Consider the following 21,694-nt stretch of genomic DNA (forward strand, 5'->3'; position numbering starts at 1 on the left):
CAGCCGCTCACCGCGCGACGTCGTCCCACGGCACCGGAGTGGTCTCGCCCGTCTCCCAGTCGCGGCGCAGCACGCCGTAGCCGACCGACCCGACGGCCGGGCCGCCGTCGACGGGCCACGCCTCGCGGTAGTGGGCCTCCTGTACCCAGCCGGCACGGACGAAGACCCGGCGCATGGCGGTGTTGTCCTCGCGGGTCTGGCCCTCGAAGCGCGTGATCGCCGGCATCGTCGTGAACACGTGGTCGGTCACCGCATGCAGGGCGGGGACCCCGAGGCCGCGGCCCCGGAACCGACCGGCCAGGCGCAGGTCGAACAGGGGGACGGGGTCGGCCAGGTCCTCGAGGCGGACCAGACCGATGCGGCCGTGGTCGTCGTGGTCGAGCCAGGAGGTGTCGTGCTCGTCGTCGCGGTAGGTGCCGGAGTCGACGGCGCTCGCCGCGTCGGCCGCACTGATGCGCCGTCGGACGTGGAACGGGAACTCCTCGGACGTCAGGAACGCGAGCAGCTCCTGGCGGTCGGCGCCGGTGGGGTCCAGACGGGTGAGGCGGACGGCGGGAGCTGGCATGCCGCTCAGGGTAGTTGCACGGTCGTCGGGCATGCTCGGGGCGTGCGAGGTGGGACGAGGATGACGGCCGCTGCTCTGACGGCGTTGGTGCTGGTCGGGCTGGTGGGGTGCTCCGGCGGCCCGGGCGGGGCGTCGACCGGGCCGACGTCGTCGGCGTCGGCTTCTGCAACGGCTTCTGGTTCTGGGTCGGCTTCCGAGTCCGTGGCGCCGTCGACCGGCCCGGCCACTGCCCGGGCCTTCGCGGTGCTGGAGCGGCGGTACGACGCACGGCTCGGGGTCGCCGCGATCGACACCGGGAGCGGTCGGACGATCGTGCACCGTGCGGGGGAGCGGTTCGCCTTCGCGTCGACGATCAAGGTGTTCATCGCGGCTGCGGTCCTCGATGCCTCGTCCGACGCCGACCTGGCGACCCTCGTGCACTACGACCGCGGCGACCTGCTCGAGTACGCGCCCGTGACGAGCGAGCACGTCGACACCGGGATGACGGTGCGCGAGCTCGTCGATGCGGCGCTCCGCTCCAGCGACAACACCGCGGCGAACCTGCTGGTGGAGCGGCTCGGCGGGCCGGATGCCGTCGAGCGGTGGCTGCGCGGCATCGGGGACCGGACGACGCGTGTCGACCGGGTCGAACCCGACCTGAACGAGGCGACCCCGGGCGACCCACGGGACACGACGACGCCGGAGCGGTTCGCGGCGGACCTCCGGACCGTGCTGCTCGGGGACGCCCTCGACGCCGCCGACCGGCGGGTGCTCCGTGAGGCGATGCTCGGCAACACGACCGGGGACGCGACGATCCGTGCCGGGGTGGACCCGTCGTGGCGGATCGCCGACAAGACCGGCACGGCGTCCTACGGGGTGCGGAACGACATCGCGGTCGTGACACCGCCGGGGCGCGACCCCATCGTGCTCGTGGTCATGACGAGCCGCGCCGATGCCGGCGCGGAGCCGTCGGACGCGCTCGTCGCCGCGGCGACCCGCACCGCGGTGGCCGGGCTGTCCGACTGAGTCCCCCGCGTCGCCGGGCGTCGCGGGGCTACCGGAGTGTGCTCGCCCAGCGCGCGATGGCGTCGTAGGCCCGTTCCCGCACCTCCGGCGCGGACAGCACGACGTCGTGCAGGGCACCTTCGAGTCGGCGGACCGTGACCTCCTCGCCGAGGGAGAGCGAGCGGTGCGCCACCGTGTCGACGTTCAGGGCGACGTCGGCCCGCGCCATGCCCGGGTCCCACCGCGGCTGGAGCATGCTCTTGTCGCTCAGCATCACCAGGGTCGGGACCCCGATCCCGAGGCCCTTCTCGACCTCTGCCTGGCCGTCGAAGACCGCTGCGAGCCACCCGGGGTGCAGCGGGAAGCCACGCTCCGGCCGCCACTGCTGCTCGTAGGTCCACGACCCCTCGCCCTCGGCCGAGACGGTGCGGGTGTAGAAGCCGGGGTCGACGGCGGGCATCGGCGCGAGGGGGTTCCGGCGGGCACCGAGCTTGATGACCGGTGCGACGATGGCCCGGCCGACCGCGGTGGCCTGGAACTCGAGCCACGGGCTGTTCAACACGAGGCCGTGCACGAGCTCCGGGTGCCGGGCGGCCCAGAGCGACAGGGTCAGGCCGCCGGTGGAGTGGCCCATCGGGACGAGTCGGCGGCGGTCCGAGCCGGGGTGCTCGGCCGAGATCGCGTCGAGCGCCGCGGCGATGTCCTCGTCGTACACCGCCAGGTCGTCGACCATGCCCGGGGTCTGGTACGGGCGCAGGCTCCGACCGTACTTCCGCAGGTCCAGCGCGTGGAACCGGGCACCGAGCCGCTCGAGGCGCTCGGCGAGCTCCACCTGGAAGAAGTAGTCCGACCAGCCGTGCACGTAGAGCACGTCGACCCCGTGCAGGGGTCCGCGACCGTGCAGCAGCAGGTCCGTCGGGGTGTGCCGGCGGCGGACCAGGGTGGCGACGACGGGCCCCTCGGAGTCGGTACCGAGCGGCAGTTCGAGCCGCTCGTACGGTGCTCCGAGCACGTCCTCGTGCCACCCCTGGTCCGTCATGCGCCGAGCGTATCCGGCGCTGCTGCGGGCGGTGCTGGTGCGGGGGTGTCGCGCGGCACGCCAGATCGTCGCGCTGGCCGTGGCTCGCGGCCTAGCTGCGGGGGGCCCGCACCAGGAACAGCGTGATGGCGCCGAGGACGACCGCGGCGACGATGAGCGCCCAGGCGAGCACGATGACCGGCCCGTCCCAGGGGGTGAAGAGCAGGCCGACCCCGATCACCAGGGCCACGGCGGCGCCGATGAGGGCGAGGCGGTGCGGTCGTACCGGAGCGGTGCGTGTCACGGTTCCCACGGTACGCGCGACGGGCTGGCAGTGCGGCGTCGAGCGGGCACGCCGGTCACACCGTCGTGCGCATCACCCACCGCCACTTGGCGATGCGGCGGTCGCGCACGAACCCGAACTGCGTGAACAGCTCTTCCGGTCCGGTGTGCAGGTAGGCCCCGCGCTGCGGCTTCCGCTCGACCGTCTGCTCCGGGTAGGCCTCGACGGTCCCGCCGCCGGCCCGCCGGATCTGGTCGAGTGCGGTCGTGACCGCGGCGCGTGCGACCCCTTGACCCCGGTGCCGGGACTCCACGAACACGCAGCCGATCCGCCAGTCCGGCGGCGTCGAGGCGTCGCGGGCGTACGCGCCGGGGTTCAGGATCGTCGGCAGCTCGACCGGCCGCCCGAACTGGCACCAGCCGACCGCCGTGCCGTCGGCGTAGACGAGCACCTGGTGGTTCGTGCCGTTCCGCACGTGGCGGTGCTTCGCCTCCTGGTGGGACACCGTCGGGTCGGGCGTCCCGCGTGGGCCGTCCGGGTGGAACCCGATGCACCAGCACCCGCCCCACACACCGTTGCTGCGGGTCACGAGCGCGGCGAAGTCGGGCCACGTCTCCTCGGTGAGCATCGCCGTCGAGTACTCCATGGGCCGATGATCCTCCGGTCCTGGCGATCCCGCCACCACCGCGACCGTGGTGCTCCGAACGGCGCGCGACCGGTGGTCAGGCCGCGCTGCGCCGGGCGGCGACGAGGCCGGAGACGAGCGCCGCGACGCCGAGCCCGATGCCGACCACGCCGGCGAGTGCACCGAAGAACATCAGCGCCCCGGCACCGATGTTCGCGCCGCCCTCGCCGGAGTCGTTCGCGTTCGCGTACCCACCGACGAACGATGCCAGGAACGCCACGACGAGGAACGCCGTGCAGAGGATGTGCAGCACACGTGGCGCGAGCGGGGTCATGCCCGGATCGTAGCGCGGCGGCGGGGAGCGGATCGCACCGGCACTTTCCCAGCGGACACGACGGTGTTCCGCGGGGAAGTCACGGCGCCTGCCCGAGCAGGACTGCGAGCCTCTCCGGACCGCGCCGATGCTGGTGCGACCGAGGGGGAACGGACGACATGACGATGCGACGTGCAGGGGGAGCCGCGCTCGGCTTCGTGGGTGGCAGTGTGCTCGCCGGATTGCTGGTGAGCGTCGGGGTGACCCCGGTGATCGCGGTCGCCGGCGTCGGCACGACCTCGGCGATCGGGGTGTTCGAGACGTTGCCGGAGGACATCGAGATCGGGCAGCTGCCGCAGCGGAACCAGATCTGGGCCTACCGCGGCGGCGAGCCGGTGCACCTGGCGAACGTGTGGGACCAGGACCGGCAGGAGCTCACGCTCGACCAGATCAGCGACCAGCTGGAGCACGCCGCGGTGGACGGCGAGGACAAGCGGTTCTACGAGACCGGCGGTGTCGACGCGACGTCCGTTGTCCGGTCGCTCGTGAGCGTCGCCACGTCCGGGACCGAGGGCGGGTCGGGTGGTTCGACCCTGACGATGCAGCTCGTGCGGAACATCAAGATCCAGCAGGCGAGCGAACTGCCCACGGCCGAGGAGCGCGAGGCCGCGTACGAGGACGCGACCCGGCGGACACCGCAGCGCAAGCTCGCCGAGATGAAGCTCGCGATCAGCCTGGCGAAGCAGTACACGAAGCAGCAGATCCTGGCGGCGTACCTGAACATCGCCTACTTCGGCGACCAGACCTACGGGGTGCAGTCGGCGGCGCAGCACTACTACGGCAAGTCGGCGACCGACCTGACCCCGGCCGAGGCGGCGTCCCTCATCGCGATCGTGCAGTGGCCGGAGCGACGGGACCTGTCGACGCCGGACCACCACCGCGACAACGCCGCGCGGCGGAACGTGATCCTGCGGTCGATGCACGAGCAGGGGCACCTGTCGACCGAGGAGTACCGCACGGCTCGGCTGTCCCGTGTCGCCGACTCCGTCCACCTGACGGCCCCGCAGCAGGGGTGCGAGGCGGTCGAGGTGGGCGCGGAGTTCTTCTGTGACCACGCGGAGACCATCGCCCAGCGGCTCCCGCAGCTCGGCGCGACGAAGCAGCAGCGGGCGGACGCCTGGCGCACCGGCGGGTACCGGATCCAGACCACGCTCGACCTCGACCTGAACGCGGAACAGAAGCGGCTGCTCGACCGGTACGACCCGAAGACCGAGACGCGGCTGGCGCTGGGGGCCACGTTCAACACGGTCGAGGCCGGGACGGGCCGTGTGCTGACGATGGCGCAGAACACCGACCACGACCGGTCGTCCGACGCGCCCCGCACCGCGACCTCGCTGAACTACGCCACCGACCAGGCGGACGGCAGCTCGACGGGGTTCCAGACCGGGTCGACCTACAAGATGTTCACCCTGCTGGCGTGGATCGAGGCCGGCCGCAGCCCGGACACCGTCGTCGACGGCACCCCGCACCCGCACAGCGAGTGGACCGCCTGCGGTGGACCCGCCTCGGCGTTCTGGCAGCCGAAGAACGACTCACCAGGGCAGCGTGGTCCGTACTCGGTCCGGTCGGCGACGGCGCAGTCCGTGAACGCGGCGTACCAGTCGATGGCCGAACAGCTCGACCTGTGCGACATCCGCGACGTGGCCGAGCGGCTGGGGGTGCACCTGGCGACCGGTGGCGAGCTGCCCTGGAACCCGGGGTCCCTGCTCGGCACCGAGAGCATCGCCCCGCTGACGATGGCGTCGGCCTACGCCGGCATCGCGAACGGCGGGCGGTTCTGTGCACCCGTGGTGATCGACCAGGTCATCGCACCCGACGGCGAGGAACTCGGCGGACAACCCCGCACCTGCACGCAGGCGGTGTCGCCGCAGACCGCGGCCACCGCGTTCGACGTCATGCAGGGCGCGTTCCGCGGCGGCACGGCGAGCGGTGGGCAGACCCCCGACGGCGCGACCCTGTTCGGCAAGACCGGCACCACGGACGCTGCCGACCAGGTGTGGCTGGTGGGTGGGACCTCGCGTGCCGTCACCGCCTACTGGCAGGGCAACACGGACGGCGCGAAGCACAACCTGCGGTCGTTCTCCAACGGTCAGGGCGGCACCTACGCGGGATCGCGCGCGGCCGTCTGGCGCGACGCGCAGACCGCGGTGAACGCGGCGCTGCCGGCCGGCTGACGGCCCGGAACGCAACCACGAACGGCCTGGAGGCGCGGTGCCAGCTGGCACCGCGCCTCCAGGCCGGTTCTCGGTTGCGTCCTACGACAGCTTCTTGCTGTCCTCGAGCCAGCCCGCGAGCTTGGTCATGTAGTCGGCCTGCGACGCGTAGTCGAGGGCCGGGAACGTCCAGCTGTGGACCTGGCCCGCCTCGAGCGCGGCGTTGTCGGCGAAGGTCGGCTGCTTCTCGAGGTCGGCGACCTGGTAGCCCTGCTGCGACAGCAGCAGCACGTCACCGGTGATCTGGCCGGCGTTCTCCCACGAGTAGATGCCCCAGTAGAAGCCCTCGGGCTTCGGGTTGACGAAGTCGACCCCGTACGACGCGTACATCTGCAGCGACGGCTCGTCGGTCGGGCGGGTGACGTACGCGCCGTCACCGTCGGCGTACATCGAGACGACCGACAGGTCCTTCTCCTTCGAGACCTTCTCGAGCTCGTCGGCCGCGGTGTCGAAGCGCTCCTCGGCGGCGTCGACCGTCGACTCCTTCGCGCCGAGGGACTCGGACAGTTCGGCGATCTTCTCGATGACGTCCTCGCCCTTGCCGCCCCACTTCACCTGGACGACCGGCGCGATGGCCTCGATCTGCTTCTCCTGCGCCTTGTCCTTGAAGCCGTAGCCCGGCTGCTTCGTGTCGAGCGTGCCCTTGGCGTCGGTCGGGTAGACCGAGGTGACGACGAGGTCGGGCTTGAGCGCGGCGAGCTGCTCGAGGTCGATGTCGCCGTAGGCGGTGCCGAGCTGCGTGATGCCGTCGGTGTCGAGACCCTTGAACCGGGCGTCCTTCGCCATCGTCAGCTGCCCGAAGGTGCCGACGGGCTTCAGGCCGTACTCGATGAACGACAGGGCGATGTCGTTCAGCACGACGACGCGCTTCGGCGTGTGGTCGACCTTCACGGTGGCGCCCGTGGCGTCCTCGTACGACCACGCCTTCGACGCGGCGGTGCCGCCGTCGGAGTCGGAGTCGTTCGAGTTGCCGGTGCTCGAGCAGCCGGTCAGGAGGAGTGCCGAGACGGTCACGGAGGTCAGGAGGGCGGCGCGCAGGTGGCCACGTCGGGAGGTCTTCACGTTAGGAGAGGCTAACCTAAGTTCGCGGTACTCGCCAGCACGTCTTCGGTTTTCGTCGGGACCGTGCGCTCGGTCGGGGCACTCGGGACCGTGTGCCCCGTCGTGGCACTCGGGACGGGGTCGTGCTCGTCCGCCTCGGGCACGATCATCGGTGCACCGCTCACCGGGTCGGGGAACACCCGGGCGTGCAGGCCGAACGCGTGCTCGAGCAGTGCCGGGGTGAGGACGTCGTGGGGGGTGCCGTCGGCCACGACCCCGCCGTCGTGCAGCACCACGAGCCGGTCGGAGTACCGCGCCGCGAGCGACAGGTCGTGCAACACCATCACGATCGTCGACCCCTGCTCGCGGTTCAGCCGCCGGACGAGCCGCAGGACCTCGAGCTGGTGCGCGAGGTCGAGGTAGGTCGTCGGCTCGTCGAGCAGGAGCGTCTGTGCCTGCTGCGCGACGACCATGGCGATCCAAGCGCGCTGGCGCTGCCCGCCGGACAGGCTCGTGACGTCGCGGTGCGCGACCTCGGTCAGGCCGGTCGCGGCAATGGCCTCTTCGGCGACGGCGGCGTCCTCAGCGGTCCACGGCTTCGCCCACGACTGGTGGGGGTTCCGGCCGCGCATCACGAGGTCGAGCACGCTGGTGCCCGCGGGGGCGACGGGGGACTGCGGCAGGATCGCGAGCTTGCGGGCGACCTGGCGGTTCGGCTCCTTGCGGATCGGGGTGCCGTCGAGCAGGACCTCGCCGGCCTGCGGCTTGAGCACGCGGCCGAACGCCTTGAGCAGGGTCGACTTGCCGCAGCCGTTCGCGCCGAGGAACGTCGTGACGGTGCCGCGTTCGATGCGCAGGTCCAGGTCGCGCAGCACGGGCTGGCGGTCGTAGCCGACGGACAGGCCCGTGGCTTCGAGGACGGGGGTGTGGTGCTCGTGCTCGTGTTGGTGCGATGTTGTCATCGGGACATCTCCTTGCGGTGACGGACGAGGAGCCAGATCAGGTACGGCGCCCCGATCACGGTGGTGATGATGCCGACCGGCACCTGCCACGGGAACGCGGAACGGGACAGCAGGTCGGCGGCGAGCACGAGCACGGCGCCGAGGGCACCGGCGAGCAGCAGCGGCGGCCGGTTCGTGCCGGCGAGCCGGAGCCCGACCTGCGGGACGACGAACGCGACGAAGCCGACCGGTCCCGCGGCGGCCACGGCGGCGGCGGTCAGCACGACCGCGAGCGCGATGACGAGCAGCCGGTGCCGCTGGACGCCGAGTCCGACGCCCGTCGCGACCTCGTCGCCGAGCTGCCCGATGCCGAGGGCCGCACTCGTCGCGAGCGCGATCGGCACCGCGACGACCGCCACCACGAGCAGCGGCCAGACGCTCTCCCACGAGGTGCTCGACAGGCTGCCGACGAGCCACTGCGACGCCGCGGTGGCGACGGTGATCTTCGCGCGGACGAGCAGGTAGCTCGTCACCGCGTCGAGGGTCGCGCTCACGCCGATGCCGACCAGCACGAGTCGGTAGCTCTGCACGCCGCCGCGCCAGCCCAGGCCGTACACCAGGACCGCCGCGACCAGGGCGCCGATCGTCGCGGCCACCGGGATCCCGCCACCGAGCACCAGCGACGACACCGAGTACGTCCCGCCGCCGAGGACGATCGCCGCGACCGCACCGACGCTGGCGCCCGCCGTGACACCGATGATGTCCGGGGTGCCGAGGGGGTTGCGGGTGAAGGTCTGGGTGAGTGCGCCGGCCACCCCGAGTGTCAGGCCGACGAGTGCGCCGGTGAGCACGCGGGGCAGGCGCAGGGTGGTGATGATGAAGGCGTCCGGCCCGGACTCCAGGCCGAGCAGGGACCGGATGACGACCCCGGGGGCGATCCACGTCGAGCCGACCGCCGTGCCGAGGACGATGAGCACCAGGACGGTGGCGATCGATCCGACCGTGTACCAGAACACCCGGGGGCGCCAGGCGAGGCCGACGGGGCCGATGCGGATGCCGGCGCGGCCGGGGGTTCGTGCAGCCGGGGCGGGCGTGCCCGGCGTGGTGGTCTCGGGCGTGCTGCTGGGCGCGCTGCCGGGCGTGCTGCCGTTGCTGCGCACCGCTGCCCCGCTCACAGCGACACCAGCGATCGGCGACGGGCGACGGCGACGAACACCGGGCCCCCGATGACGGCGAGCACGATGCCGACCTCGACCTCGGAGAACCCGCCGATCAGGCGACCGATGACGTCGGCGAGCAGCACGAGGGCGGCGCCGACCAGACCGGAGACCGGCAGGGTCCAGCGGTGTCCGGTGCCGACGAGCGCGCGGGCGACGTGCGGCACCGTCAGGCCGACGAAGCCGATCGGGCCGGCCGCAGCGGTCGCCCCGGCGGCGAGCAGCGTGATCCCGCCCAGGCCGACGAGCCGGGCGACGAGCACGTTCTCGCCGAGCCCCTTCGCCAGCTCGGACCCGAGCCCGAGGGCGTCGAGGGCGCGGACGTTCAGCACCGCGAGCACGAGCCCGGCGGCCAGGAACGGCCACACCGCCCCGAGGATGTCGAGCTGCCGTGCCGCGAGGGACCCGACGACCCAGAGCCGGTACGCGTCGAGCGAGGCCTGGTCGGTCAGCACGACGAAGGAGGTCAGGGCGGCGAGCAGTGCCGACACCGCGGCCCCGGCGAGGGCGAGCGGCACCGGACTGGCGGTGCCGCTGCCGGCGATCGTCACCGAGAAGACGACGACGCTGGCGACCAGGGCCCCGACCAGGGCGAACCACACGGTCGCGCTCGTGCTCGTCACCCCGAACACGTAGACGCCGAGCACCACCGCGAGTCCCGCACCCGACGAGACCCCGAACAGGCCGGGGTCGGCGAGTGGGTTGCGGGTGTGTCCCTGCATGAGGAGCCCGGCGATGCCGAGGGCCGCCCCGACCGCAGCACCGATCAGCGTGCGCGGGATGCGGGACCCCCACACGATCGCCTCGTCGGTGCTCGACCCGGAGCGGGTGAGCCCCGCCCACACCTCGGCGACACCGATGCGGTTGCTGCCGAGCAGCATGCTCGCCACGGCGACGAGCACGAGGGCGACGACGAGCCCGACGATCACCGCGGTCCGCCGCCGCATCGCGGTCCGGTGGACGCCGAGGGCACGGGACGCGTCGCCGTCCCGGGCGCTGGACACGACGGGTTCGGGGGCCTCCGGACCGGAAGCCAGAACGGGATTGGGGGCTGGCACGGAAGTCATCTTAGGTTAGCCTTGCCTCATGGCGAAGACCCCGCGGCTCCTGCCGACGAACCCCCGGCTCTTCCGCGCCCGTGTCCTCCGGACCCAGCGGGTGACCCCCTCGATGCAGCGCGTCACCGTCACAGGCGACGACCTGCACGAGTTCGGCTACCTGGGTTTCGACCACTGGTTCCGCCTGTTCGTCCGGCGCCCCGACCAGGACGCCTTCCGGATGCCCGACCTGGACGGCAAGAAGTGGTGGCCGACGTTCCTCGGCATCCCCGAGGACATCCGCCCCCACTGCGCGAACTACACCGTCGCCGCGTACCGGCTGCTCGCCGACGGCACCGCCGAGCTCGACATCGACTTCGTCGTGCACCTGGACCACCGCGGTCAGCTCGAGGGCCGTGCCGCGATCTGGGCCTGCTCCGCCCGCCCCGGCGAGGAACTCGCGATGCTCGACCAGGGCTGCATCTTCGACGTCCCCGCCGGCACCAGCGAGGTCGTCGTCGCCGCCGAGGAGACCGGCCTGCCCGGCATCGTCGGCATCGCTGCCTCGTTGCCGCGCGACACCGTCGGCCGCATCATCCAAGAGGTCCCGACCCCCGCCGACATCCGCGACCTCGACGCCCCCACCGGCGTGCAGGTGACGTGGATCGTCCGGCAGCCCGGCGCCGTCCCCGGCAGCGGGGCCCTCGCCGAACTGCAGCGGCACGTGCCGTCCGACGACCAGGGGTACGCGTTCGTCGTGGGGGAGTCGCGACTCGCAACGGAGGGCCGCCGCCACCTGCACCGTGCGGGCCTGCCGAAGTCGCGCATCACGTTCTCCGGGTTCTGGAAGCACGAGACGAAGGTCTCCGTCCCCGCCTGACCCGCGCGCTGCCTGGCAGGTATGCCCGTTGCCGCCAGGTACGCCCGGTCTTTCCCCTTGCGCGCGCGATGCCTGGTGCTTTCGGGCGTACCACCACGGAACTTCCGACCGGGTATGCCCGGTTCCGCCAGGTATGCCCGGTTCGGCCAGGTGCGCCCGGTCCTTCCCTTGGCGTGCGCGATGCCTGGTGCTTTCGGGCGTACCACCACGGAACTTCCGACCGAGTACGCCCGGTTCCGCAAGGTGTGCCCGCTCTGCACAGGTACGCCCGGTTCCACCCGCTACGCCCGGTTCTTCCCCTGGCGCCCGCGATGCCTGGTGCTTTCGGGCATACCGCCACAGAACTTCCGACCAGGTACGCCCGGTTCTGCCAGGTACGCCCGAAAGCGCCAGCCGCGCCGCGCCCGCGACGCGACCAACGGACGGACGGGAGGCCCGGTGCCAGCTGGCACCGGGCCTCCCGTCCGTGGTGGGGTGGCGTCAGCCCTTGAGGCCCGAGCCCGTCACGCCCTCCACGATCTGCCGCTGGAAGATCAGGTAGAGGATGATCAGGGGCAGCGCCGCCAGGATCGCACCGGCCTGGATGTCGGCGTAGCGCTGCCCGAAGCTGCCCTGGACCGTGGCAAGCCCGACCGGGATCGTCATGAGGTCCGGGTTGGACAGCACGAAGAGCGGGAGCAGCAGGTTGTTCCACACCCCGACGAAGGTCAGGATCGTCACGGCCGCGATCACCGGACGTGACAGCGGCAGGATGACCGACCAGTAGACCTTCCAGATGCCGGCGCCGTCGATGCGCGCCGCCTCTTCCAGCTCCTTCGGGATGCCGTCGAAGAACTGCTTGAAGATGAACACCGCGATCACGGCGGGCACCTGCGGGAAGATCACCGACCAGTAGGTGTTGAGCAGGCCGACCGCGTTGAGCTCCTGGAAGATCGGGATGATCAGCACCTGGGTGGGGATCATGATCCCGAGGATGATGAGCAGGAACGCGATGTTGCGGCCGCGGAACACCAGCCGCGACAGCGCGAACGCCGCCATCGACGCGAACAGCACGGTGAGTGCCGCCGTGACGACGCTCGTGATGGCGCTGGCGAGGTACCAGTTCCAGATGTCGCCGGCCTGGAACAGCGACGAGTACGAGTGCAGCGTCGGGTTCCAGTTCGACAGGATCGCGTTCGCGCCGAGTGCGGCGACGCCGTTGTCGGACAGCGACGTCTTCAGGGCGAACACGCTCGGGATGAGCCAGATGATCGCGAAGATCGTCAGGACGATCCCCGACGCGATCGTGAAGCCGCGACCGCTGACGCCGATCTTCGCGGCGCTCGTGGGAGCGGCGGACGAGACGCCGGTGCGGCGCTTGCGGCCGGTGGTGATGCTCTCGGTGGCGGTCATGTCAGGCCCCGATCTCTCGCTTGGCGGCAGCGCGCTCGACGAGCTGCCGGATGACCGCGATCGCCACGATCACGATGAACAGGAGGACCGACGCGGCCGATGCGGCACCGAGCCGGTTGTCGGTGAAGCCGACGCCGGTGATGAGCTGCAGCGAGACCTGGGTCGAGATGCCCGGCCCGCCGTTCGTCATCAGGTAGACCTGGTCGAAGATCTTCAGGCTCGCGATGATCTGCAGCAGGACGACCAGCGTCGTCGTGCGGCCGAGCAGGGGGAGCGTGATCGACTTGATCTGCTGCCAGTTCGACGCACCGTCGACGGCGGCTGCTTCGTACAGTTCGCGCGGGATCTCCTGCAGACCGGCCAGGTAGAGCACGAAGTTGAAGCCGAGGGTCCACCACACGGTGGCGATCGCGACACCGATCATGGCCGTGTTCGGGCTCGACAGCATGCCGGAGCCGGGCGTCATGCCGATCGCCGACTGCAGGCTCGCCCACAGACCGGTGCTCGGCGTGAAGATGAACACCCAGATCAGCGAGATCGTCGCCGACGGCAGGATGAACGGCAGGAAGAACGCCAGACGGAAGAACCACTGCCCGCGGTTCATCCGGTTCGTCAGCACGGCGAACACGAACGCCAGGATGACGAGCGGCGGGGTCGTGTACAGCGTGAACTGCAGCGTGTGCCAGAGCGACGACCAGAAGTCGCTGCGCCCGAGCATCTCGGCGTAGTTCGCGAACCCGGCGAAGCTGCCGAGCCCGGTGCGGACGGTCGAGGTGTTGAAGAAGCTCGTGACGATCATCCAGACCGTCGGGCCGAGCAGGAAGGCCACGTAGAACAGGCCGAACGGGGCGAGGAACAGCCAGCCGCTGCGGCCCTGGCCGCGGTTCACGCTGGAGCCGTAGGAGCGGTTCCGGCGGAGACGCGGCGCGGTGGCCGCGTCGGTCGGCCGGTCGAGGACAGGTGCTGTGGTCACGTCATCGTGCCTTTCGCGCGGTGTTCACGGCGATCGCGGGAGTCGTCTGCCCGGCGTGGTCCGGCCGGGTGGTTGCGTGCCGGGTCACAGGGGGCTCGGGGTGTTGAGGTACGTCGCGAGCTGCGACTTGATGGCGCTGAGGGCCTGCGCTGGGGACGAGCTGCCCTGCTGCACGAGGGCGAGCTGGGCGCCCACCGTGCCCTCGAACGTCGAACCCGACCCGCCGTACCAGGCGGCGTCGTCGAACACGGCGGTCTCGGCTGCGGCCGCGTAGTTCGACTGGGGCGTGAGCTTCTTGTACGCCGCGCTGTCGAACGTCGGGATGTAGGCCGGCACGTGCCCGCCCTCGGCCCACGTCAGGCTCTGCTCGAGCATCTGCTTGATGAAGAGCATGTGCTGCTTGCGCTGCTCCGGCGTGCGGGCCTTCTTCGGCAGGACGAACGTGTGCGAGTCCGCCTGGGTCGCCGGCTTGTCGTAGAGCTGGGGGATCGGCGCCATGCCGAAGTTCAGGCCCTTGATCGACTGCGCGGTGCTGATCTCCCACTCGCCCTGCATGAAGAAGCCGGCCTTGCCGTCGAACATGAGCGACTGCGCGGTGGCGTAGTCGAGGGCCTTGTTCAGCCAGCCCTCCTTCACCCACTTCTGGGTGCGGCTCGTGACTTCGTTGTAGGCGTCCTCGTTGACGGTGAGCTTCGACCCGCCGTCGCTGATGAACGGGGTGGCGTCCTTCAGCTGGTTGTACATGGTCCAGAAGAAGCGCCACGGGGTGGCCGTCTCCGGCACGACGTTCGCCACGTTGAGCGCCGTGCCGCCGGTGACCTTGGCGACCGCGGCGAGGGCCTTCTCGAAGTTGTCCATGCCGTTGAGGTCGACGAGGTTGCCGTCGCCGTCGATCAGGCCGGCCTTCTTGCAGACGTCGACGTTGTAGAAGAGGACGAAGGGGTGGGTGTCGAGCGGGACCGCGATGTTGTTGCCGTCGGTCTTCTGCGCCGCCCAGGCCTTCTGGTTGAAGTCGGCGGCGCTCAGGCCGACGCTCGCCAGGTCGTCGGACGTGATCGGGTCGAGCAGGTCACCGTCCCAGAGCGGCTTCGCGCGGGTCAGGTGCGCGACCGCGACGTCCGGCGGCTTGTTCCCGACGGTCGCCAGTGTCAGCTTCGAGTAGTACGGGTTGCCCCACGCGAACGTGGTGCCCTGCAGCGCGCTCGAGCCGCCGTGCTGCTTCGCGTAGCCGTCCTCCATGGCCTGCATGCGGACGCCGTCGCCGCCGCCGAACAGGTTCCAGAAGACGAGGGTCTCGGGGTTGAGTGCGCTGCCGGCGAGGCCGGCGGCGAGGGGGCTCGAGCAGGCGGCGAGCGGCAGGACCGTCGCGGCCGCTGCGCCGGCGGCGAGGAAGCCCCGGCGCGAGAGGCGCGACGCGGGTGTTGCGGGTGGGATCGGCATGGCATCACTCCATCGGGATGGGCCGGGCTCGGGAACAGGGTCGGTGCTCCCGCCGGAGCATCGCTGCTCCGGACCCGGAGCACTGCTGCTCCGGACACGGAACCACCTTCCGGTGCTCCGTGAGCGCTCACATTAGCGCTCGCTCCCGGCATCCGCCACCCCTTTCGCGACGGCGTGGAACCCGGTAGCGTTTCTGTCAGGTGAGCGCTCACTTTCGTGACGGCCCGCTTCGGTTCCCGTCCGTGGCCCCACCCGCTCCCCGCACGAACCGCACTGCCACGATCGAAGGAGATCCATGCCCCGCACACACCTCGTCCTCGACGCCGCGTTCACCGTGGGGCCGGTGCGACGTCGCCTGTTCGGCGGGTTCGTCGAGCACCTCGGCCGCCACGTCTACGACGGCATCCACGAGCCCACCCACGAGACCGCCGACGAGCACGGCTTCCGCAAGGACGTCGTCGAACTCGTCAAGGAACTCGGCGTCTCCGCCATCCGCTACCCCGGTGGCAACTTCGTCTCCGGCTACAAGTGGGAGGACGGCGTCGGCCCCGTCGAGCAGCGCCCCCGCCGCCTCGACCTCGCCTGGCACTCGACCGAGACCAACGAGGTCGGCCTGCACGAGTTCCAGCACTGGCTCGACCAGGTCGGCTCGGAGCTCATGCTCGCCGTGAACCTCGGCACCCGCGGCACGCAGGAGGCCATCGAGCTCCTGGAGTACGCGAACATCGACGCCGGGACCGCACTGTCCGAATACCGTCGTTCGAACGGTCGCCAGGAACCCTTCGCCATCAAGATGTGGTGCCTCGGCAACGAGATGGACGGCCCGTGGCAGCTCGGCCACAAGAACGCCGACGACTACGGCAAGCTCGCCGCCATGACCGCCAAGGCCATGCGGCAGATCCAGCCCGACCTCGAGCTCGTCGCCTGCGGTTCCTCCGGGGCGTCGATGCCGACGTTCGGCGAGTGGGAGCGCACCGTCCTCGAGCACACCTACGACGACGTCGACTACATCTCCGCGCACGCCTACTACGAGGAGGACGACGACCTGCCGTCGTTCCTCGCCTCGGGCGCCAACATGGACCACTTCATCAAGACGGTCACCACGGCCGCCGACCACGTCCAGGCGCAGAAGAAGTCCGACAAGCGCATCGACATCTCGTTCGACGAGTGGAACGTCTGGTCGATCAAGAAGTGGGAAGCGAAGGCCAAGACCTTCACGCTCGACGAGTGGCCCGTCGCCCCGCGTCTGCTCGAGGACGTCTACACCGTCGCCGACGCCGTCGTCGTGGGTGGCCTGCTCATCTCGCTGCTCCGGCACGCCGACCGCGTCGCCTCGGCCTCGCTCGCCCAGCTCGTCAACGTGATCGGCCCGATCATGACCGAGCCCGGCGGCCCGGCCTGGCGCCAGACGACCTTCTTCCCGTTCTCGGTCACCTCGCGCCTGGCGCAGGGCACCTCGCTGCAGGTCAAGGCGTCGGGCGACACGGTCGACGGTGGCAAGCACGGCGAGGTCCCGGTCGTGGACTCCGCCGCCACCGTGTCCGAGGACGGCAAGGCCGCGGTCTTCCTGATCAACCGCCACCCGTCCGAGCCGACCACGGTGACGATCGACCTGGCCGGCATCGGTGCGACCGGTGACGTCCACGCCGAGGGCGTCTGGGACGACGACCTGCACGCCGTGAACGACCTGGAGAACACCTCGCGCGTGGGGCTCCGCACGAACGAGTCGGTCCGCCGCGAGGGCGACACCGTCACGATCGAGCTCCCGCCGGTCTCCTGGACCGCCGTCTCGATCGGCTGACAAGGCGCCTCGGCGCACGCCACGGCGGGCGTCGAGTGAGCACAGAGGACGTCGGGCGCTCGCGCCCGACGTCCTCTGCTCGTTGCGGGGGCGCGGTGGGCGGCGCGAGTTCACGTGCTGGGCGACAGTTCACGGGGTGACGGGCGCGTGGACTGTCGCTGGGCCCGAAACATGCGCGGCGGCGGCCGGGAGGCCCGTGGCGGCCTGGCACCGGGCCTCCCGTCCGGCGTGTGCGCGAGTCCACGTGCTGGGCGACAGATCACGGGGGCGTGCGCACGTGATGTGTCGGTGAGCGCGAAACGCGCGCCGTGTCAGCGCGCCAGCGGCGCCGCCGTGCTCGCGCGCTCGACGAGCCGCACCGGCACCAGGTCCGCCGCGACGCTGACCCGCTCGCCGTCGATCTGGGCGAGCAGGTTCGCGACCGCTCGGCGGCCGACCTCGTCGAAGGACTGGTGCACGGTGGTGAGCGGCGGCCAGAACGAGTCGGACTCGGGGGAGTCGTCGAACCCCACCACGCTGAGCGACGACGGCACCGGGCGTCCGGACTCGTGTGCGGCGCGCAGGACCCCGAGGGCGGTCTGGTCGTTCGCGGCGAACACCGCGGTGATCTCCGGGCGTGCGGCGATCTCGAGCCCGGCCTCGTAGCCGTGCTCGGTCGTCCAGCCGCCGCGGAACACCGGGGGCACCGGTCGACCGGCGCGCGTCAGGGTGTCCTGCCACGCGGCGAGGCGACGGGCTGCCGAGTACGACGACTCCGGACCGGCGACGTGCCAGACGGTCTCGTGCCCGAGGTCGAGCAGGTGCTGCGTGGCCTGCCGGGCGCCGTCGGCCTGGTCGGTGTCGATCGCGGGGTGGTCGGTGCTGCCCGTGGAGTCGATGATGACCATGGGCACGCCGTCGGGCAGCACGACCTCGGCGGTGTCGATGATGTGCGACTCGATGATGATCACGACGCCGTCGACGGCCTGTTCGTGCAGGCGCGAGAACGCGGAACGGACGCCCGCTTCGGTGCGCGAGGCCATGGGCAGCAGGGTGATCGTGAAGTCGGCGACCCCGGCGGCGTCGGCGATCGCCTCGAGCGTGCGCATGTTGCCGAAGGACGCGAGCGTGAACATGATCACGCCGATCGTGCGGAAGCGGCCGGAGCGCAGGGCACGGGCGGCACGGTTGGGCCGGTAGCCGAGGGACTCCATCGCGCGCTGGACGCGGTCGCGGGTCTCCGGGCTGACGTTGTCGAAGCCCCGGGCGACGCGCGAGACCGTCTGCATCGACACTCCGGCGGCGTCGGCCACGGCGGCCATCGAGGGGGCGCGGCGGGTGCCGGCGGGGGACTCCATCGTCACGCTGGCGCTCCTTCCGGATCGAGGGGCCGAGCGGTCGGCCTCCCCGGACGCTAGCGCATGTTGACGTTGCCATGCTATCGTCGCGTCGTTCGATGTTGACGTCAACATCGGTGACCGCCCGGACACCCTGATCCGGCCCGGGCCGAGCCGCCGACATCGACCACCCGAACGCAGCAGACGAAGGAGTCACATGAGCACGCTCGCAGCGCGCCCCGGTGAGGCAGCACCGCGCCCCACCGCCGAGCGCCCCGCCGGCCGCCGCCCCAAGCCGCGGGGACGGCTCACCGGATGGCTGTTCGTCGGCCCGTTCGTCGTCGTCCTGGTCCTGATGCTCATCGTGCCGATCGGCTACGCGCTCTGGCTCAGCCTGTTCCGCGACCAGCTCATCGGCGGCAACCAGTTCGTCTGGTTCGCCAACTACGTGCAGCTCTTCCAGGACGCCAAGTTCTGGTCCGGGTTCGGCCGGGTCGCGATCTTCCTGGTCGTCCAGGTGCCGATCATGCTCGGCCTCGCGCTCGTCGCCGCCCTGGCCCTGGACAGCGCCCGACTGTGGGGGACGAGCTTCTTCCGCATCGCGGTGTTCCTGCCGTACGCCGTCCCCGGTGTCGTCGCCGCCCTGATCTGGGGCTTCATCTACGGCAACCAGTTCGGTCTGACGGGCGCTGCGAACGACGCGCTCGGCATCGACCTGCTGCAGCCGTTCAGCCCGAGCTGGGTCCTGACGTCGATCGGCAACGTGGTCACGTGGGAGTTCCTCGGCTACAACATGCTGATCTTCTACGCCGCACTCCGCACCGTCCCCGGTGAGCTGTACGAGGCGGCAGAGCTCGACGGCGCCGGCCCGATGCGCACGGTCTTCTCGATCAAGCTCCCGGCGCTCCGCGGCCCGATGGTCATCGCCACGATCTTCTCGATCATCGGCAGCTTCCAGCTCTTCAACGAGCCGAACCTGCTCAAGACGCTCGCCCCGAACGTCATCGGCAGCGCCTTCACCCCGAACATGTACGCCTACTCGCTGTCCTTCAGCGGTCAGCAGTTCAACTACTCCGCCACGGTCGCGATCGTGATGGGCGTGATCACCGCGGTGATCGCCTACGTCGTCCAGGTCCGCGGCACCCGCGAGGAGAACCGATGAGCACCATCCAGCACCCCGCCGGGCCCGCAGCGGCCACGGTGACCGAGGCGACCACGACGCAACGTGCGCCGCGCACCCGCTCGATCCGCGCCTCCAGGCAGCTCCGCACCGCGGAAGGCGGACGCAAGCCGAAGCGTTCCGGCCTGCTGACCGCGGTCATGGTCGTCTTCGTCGTGTACTCGTTCGCGCCGCTGTTCTACCTGCTCGTGAACAGCACGAAGACGCAGGCGTCGCTGCTCTCCACGTTCGGTCTGTGGTTCGGCGGGGACTTCAACCTCTGGCAGAACATCGTCGACACGCTGACCTACAACGACGGCATCTTCCTGCAGTGGTTCGGCAACACGCTGCTCTACGTCGTCGTCGGTGCCGGCGGGGCCACCCTGCTCGCCACCGTCGCGGGCTACGGCATGGCGAAGTTCCAGTTCCCCGGTCGCCGCGCGGTGTTCGCCGTCGTCCTCGGTGCCATCGCGGTCCCCGGCACGGCCCTGGCGGTCCCGACGTTCCTGCTGTTCTCGCAGGTCGGCCTGACCAACACCCCGTGGGCGATCATCCTGCCCTCGCTGATCAGCCCGTTCGGCATGTACCTGATCTGGACCTACGCGGTCGACGCGATCCCCGCCGAACTGCTCGAGGCCGCCCGCATGGACGGCGCCGGTGAGTTCCGGATCTTCTTCACGATCGCGCTCCGCCTGCTCGCGCCCGGTGTCGTCACCGTCCTGCTGTTCGCGGTCGTCGCCACCTGGAACAACTACTTCCTGCCGCTCATCATGCTGAGCGACCCGAAGTGGTACCCGCTGACGGTCGGCCTGAACCAGTGGAACGCCCAGGCCACCGGGTCCGGCGCGCAGCCGATCTACAACCTCGTCGTCACGGGATCGCTCCTCACGATCATCCCGATCGTGGTCGCGTTCCTCTTCCTCCAGCGCTTCTGGCAGTCCGGCCTCGCGGCCGGGTCGGTCAAGGCCTGATCCCTCGGACGGGAGGCCCGTGGCGACCCCGCCCCGGTCCTCCGGTCCGGCACACAGCAGCACCACCCCCTCCACGAAGAAGTGAAAGGCACTCCCATGAACAAGCGTCTCCGGCGCGGGCTCAGCGCCCTCGCCATCGGCGTCACCGCCGCGATCGCCCTCGCCGCGTGCGCCTCCGGCGGCTCCGGCTCCGGCGGATCGGCCGACGACATCGACAAGGCCCTGAAGGACGGTGGCACCCTGACCTACTGGTCGTGGACCCCGTCGGCGAAGGCCCAGGTCGCCGCGTTCGAGAAGCAGTACCCCGAGGTGAAGGTCAAGCTCGTCAACGCCGGCACCGGTGCCGACCAGTACACGAAGCTGCAGAACACGATCAAGGCCGGCTCGGGCGCCCCCGACGTCGCCCAGGTCGAGTACTACGCCCTGCCGCAGTTCGCCCTGTCCGAGTCGCTGCTCGACCTGTCGAGCTACGGCTTCGACTCGCTCGAGAAGGACTTCGCGAAGAGCACCTGGAGCTCGGTGTCGATCGACGGCAAGGTCTACGGCCTGCCGCAGGACTCCGGCCCCATGGCGCTGTTCTACAACAAGAAGGTCTTCGACAAGCACGACATCGCCGTGCCGAAGACCTGGGACGAGTACGTCACCGCGGCCAAGAAGCTGCACGAGGCGGACCCGAAGGCCTACATCGCGGCGGACTCCGGCGACGCTGGCTTCACCACGAGCATGATCGCCCAGGCCGGTGGCACCCCCTTCACCACCGACGGTGACAAGGTGACCATCAACCTGCAGGACGAGGGCACCAAGAAGTGGACGAGCACCTGGAACGAGCTCGTCGAGCAGGGCCTGCTGTCGAAGACGGTCGGCTGGACCGACGACTGGTACAAGCAGCTCGGCAACGGTGAGATCGCCACGATGATCACCGGCGCCTGGATGCCCGGCAACCTGGAGTCCGGCGTCGCCCAGGCATCGGGTGACTGGCGCGTCGCCCCGATGCCGACCTACGACGGTGGCACCGCCCAGACCGCGAACAACGGCGGCAGCGCCCAGGTCGTCATGAAGCAGTCGAAGAACCCGGCCCTCGCCGCCGGCTTCCTCAAGTGGCTGAACTCCTCGAAGGAGTCCACGAAGGTCTTCATGGAGTCCGGCGGCTTCCCGTCGACCACCGCTGACCTCGACTCGTCGGCGTTCCTCGACGAGAAGCCGGAGTACTTCGGCGGCCAGCAGATCAACAAGGTGCTCGTCGACGCGTCGAAGTCCTCGGACAACGACTTCACCTACCTGCCGTACCAGGTGTACGCGAACAGCGTCTACGCCGACACCGTCGGTCAGGCGTACGAGAACGGCACCTCGCTTGACGCAGGCCTGCAGGCATGGCAGAAGGCCCTCGCCAAGTACGGCAAGGACCAGGGCTTCACGGTCTCGTCGAAGTAGTTCGACAGCACCCCCGCGGGGCCGTGCGGACACG

Annotated in this window: 20 protein-coding genes; 7 read left to right on the forward strand and 13 right to left on the reverse strand. The window is 70.6% G+C overall.

Features of this window, described 5'->3' with window-relative positions:
• Positions 1–7: 7 nt before the first annotated feature.
• Entirely contained in the window at positions 8–565 is a 558-nt protein-coding gene (locus DEJ09_RS00515; RefSeq protein WP_111087309.1) for a GNAT family N-acetyltransferase, read from the reverse strand.
• 42 nt (positions 566–607) lie between these two features.
• On the opposite strand from DEJ09_RS00515, the gene bla reads away from it, so the two are divergent.
• Entirely contained in the window at positions 608–1,570 is a 963-nt protein-coding gene (gene bla / locus DEJ09_RS00520) for a class A beta-lactamase (protein ID WP_220034901.1), read from the forward strand.
• A 28-nt stretch (positions 1,571–1,598) separates the two neighbouring features.
• Here the strand turns inward: bla and DEJ09_RS00525 are convergent, their stop codons facing one another.
• From DEJ09_RS00525 to DEJ09_RS00540, 4 genes are all read right to left on the reverse strand, one after another.
• Positions 1,599–2,588 (reverse strand): alpha/beta hydrolase, encoded by a 990-nt coding sequence (locus tag DEJ09_RS00525; protein WP_111087311.1) that lies wholly within the window; start codon positions 2,586–2,588, stop codon positions 1,599–1,601.
• Between the two features lie 91 nt (positions 2,589–2,679).
• Entirely contained in the window at positions 2,680–2,871 is a 192-nt protein-coding gene (locus DEJ09_RS00530; protein WP_111023553.1) for a hypothetical protein, read from the reverse strand.
• A gap of 55 nt (positions 2,872–2,926) precedes the next feature.
• The gene (locus DEJ09_RS00535; RefSeq protein WP_071414699.1) at positions 2,927–3,496 is read right to left on the reverse strand and encodes a GNAT family N-acetyltransferase; all 570 of its coding nucleotides are present in this window, start codon (positions 3,494–3,496) and stop codon (positions 2,927–2,929) included.
• 76 nt (positions 3,497–3,572) lie between these two features.
• On the reverse strand, positions 3,573–3,809 hold the full coding sequence (locus tag DEJ09_RS00540) for a hypothetical protein (RefSeq protein ID WP_111087312.1): 237 nt from the start codon (positions 3,807–3,809) through the stop codon (positions 3,573–3,575).
• Positions 3,810–3,967: 158 nt separating this feature from the next.
• Between DEJ09_RS00540 and DEJ09_RS00545 the strand changes: the two genes are divergently transcribed.
• Positions 3,968–6,022 (forward strand): transglycosylase domain-containing protein, encoded by a 2,055-nt coding sequence (locus DEJ09_RS00545; protein WP_258373741.1) that lies wholly within the window; start codon positions 3,968–3,970, stop codon positions 6,020–6,022.
• Between the two features lie 81 nt (positions 6,023–6,103).
• Here the strand turns inward: DEJ09_RS00545 and DEJ09_RS00550 are convergent, their stop codons facing one another.
• The 4 genes from DEJ09_RS00550 to DEJ09_RS00565 are packed head-to-tail and all read right to left on the reverse strand — an operon-like array spanning position 6,104 to position 10,318.
• Positions 6,104–7,123, reverse strand: a complete 1,020-nt coding sequence (locus DEJ09_RS00550) for an ABC transporter substrate-binding protein (RefSeq protein WP_111032867.1) — start codon at positions 7,121–7,123, stop codon at positions 6,104–6,106.
• 11 nt (positions 7,124–7,134) lie between these two features.
• Positions 7,135–8,064, reverse strand: a complete 930-nt coding sequence (locus tag DEJ09_RS00555) for an ABC transporter ATP-binding protein (protein WP_111087313.1) — start codon at positions 8,062–8,064, stop codon at positions 7,135–7,137.
• Complete coding sequence (locus tag DEJ09_RS00560) at positions 8,061–9,218, reverse strand: iron ABC transporter permease (RefSeq protein ID WP_258373742.1); 1,158 nt, start codon at positions 9,216–9,218, stop codon at positions 8,061–8,063. The genes DEJ09_RS00555 and DEJ09_RS00560 overlap by 4 nt, the downstream gene beginning before the upstream one ends.
• Positions 9,215–10,318: an iron ABC transporter permease gene (locus DEJ09_RS00565; protein WP_258373743.1), complete on the reverse strand. Its 1,104-nt coding sequence runs from the start codon at positions 10,316–10,318 to the stop codon at positions 9,215–9,217. The genes DEJ09_RS00560 and DEJ09_RS00565 overlap by 4 nt, the downstream gene beginning before the upstream one ends.
• A gap of 28 nt (positions 10,319–10,346) precedes the next feature.
• Between DEJ09_RS00565 and DEJ09_RS00570 the strand changes: the two genes are divergently transcribed.
• Positions 10,347–11,177, forward strand: coding sequence for a siderophore-interacting protein (locus tag DEJ09_RS00570; protein ID WP_111087314.1), 831 nt, complete (start codon positions 10,347–10,349; stop codon positions 11,175–11,177).
• 480 nt (positions 11,178–11,657) lie between these two features.
• On the opposite strand, the gene DEJ09_RS00575 is transcribed toward DEJ09_RS00570, so the two are convergent.
• The 3 genes from DEJ09_RS00575 to DEJ09_RS00585 form a co-directional block, all read right to left on the reverse strand.
• Positions 11,658–12,569 (reverse strand): carbohydrate ABC transporter permease, encoded by a 912-nt coding sequence (locus DEJ09_RS00575; RefSeq protein WP_111087315.1) that lies wholly within the window; start codon positions 12,567–12,569, stop codon positions 11,658–11,660.
• 1 nt (position 12,570) lies between these two features.
• Positions 12,571–13,542, reverse strand: coding sequence for a carbohydrate ABC transporter permease (locus DEJ09_RS00580; RefSeq protein WP_027466146.1), 972 nt, complete (start codon positions 13,540–13,542; stop codon positions 12,571–12,573).
• A gap of 84 nt (positions 13,543–13,626) precedes the next feature.
• The gene (locus DEJ09_RS00585; protein ID WP_027466147.1) at positions 13,627–14,982 is read right to left on the reverse strand and encodes an extracellular solute-binding protein; all 1,356 of its coding nucleotides are present in this window, start codon (positions 14,980–14,982) and stop codon (positions 13,627–13,629) included.
• Between the two features lie 295 nt (positions 14,983–15,277).
• Between DEJ09_RS00585 and DEJ09_RS00590 the strand changes: the two genes are divergently transcribed.
• Complete coding sequence (locus DEJ09_RS00590) at positions 15,278–16,783, forward strand: alpha-N-arabinofuranosidase (RefSeq protein ID WP_110865198.1); 1,506 nt, start codon at positions 15,278–15,280, stop codon at positions 16,781–16,783.
• Positions 16,784–17,094: 311 nt separating this feature from the next.
• Here the strand turns inward: DEJ09_RS00590 and DEJ09_RS00595 are convergent, their stop codons facing one another.
• Positions 17,095–18,120 (reverse strand): LacI family DNA-binding transcriptional regulator, encoded by a 1,026-nt coding sequence (locus DEJ09_RS00595; protein WP_181433227.1) that lies wholly within the window; start codon positions 18,118–18,120, stop codon positions 17,095–17,097.
• A 196-nt stretch (positions 18,121–18,316) separates the two neighbouring features.
• Here DEJ09_RS00595 and DEJ09_RS00600 point away from each other — a divergent pair, with 196 nt between their 5' ends.
• From DEJ09_RS00600 to DEJ09_RS00610, 3 genes are all read left to right on the forward strand, one after another.
• Positions 18,317–19,261 (forward strand): carbohydrate ABC transporter permease, encoded by a 945-nt coding sequence (locus DEJ09_RS00600; protein WP_071404236.1) that lies wholly within the window; start codon positions 18,317–18,319, stop codon positions 19,259–19,261.
• Positions 19,258–20,229, forward strand: a complete 972-nt coding sequence (locus DEJ09_RS00605; RefSeq protein ID WP_027466151.1) for a carbohydrate ABC transporter permease — start codon at positions 19,258–19,260, stop codon at positions 20,227–20,229. The genes DEJ09_RS00600 and DEJ09_RS00605 overlap by 4 nt, the downstream gene beginning before the upstream one ends.
• A 96-nt stretch (positions 20,230–20,325) precedes the next feature.
• A complete protein-coding gene (locus tag DEJ09_RS00610) occupies positions 20,326–21,660 on the forward strand; it encodes a sugar ABC transporter substrate-binding protein (RefSeq protein ID WP_181433215.1) in 1,335 nt (444 codons plus the stop codon).
• Positions 21,661–21,694 lie beyond the last annotated feature (34 nt).

Origin of the sequence: Curtobacterium sp. MCLR17_055, assembly GCF_003234305.1 — a bacterium.
Taxonomy (GTDB): Bacteria; Actinomycetota; Actinomycetes; order Actinomycetales; family Microbacteriaceae; genus Curtobacterium; species Curtobacterium flaccumfaciens.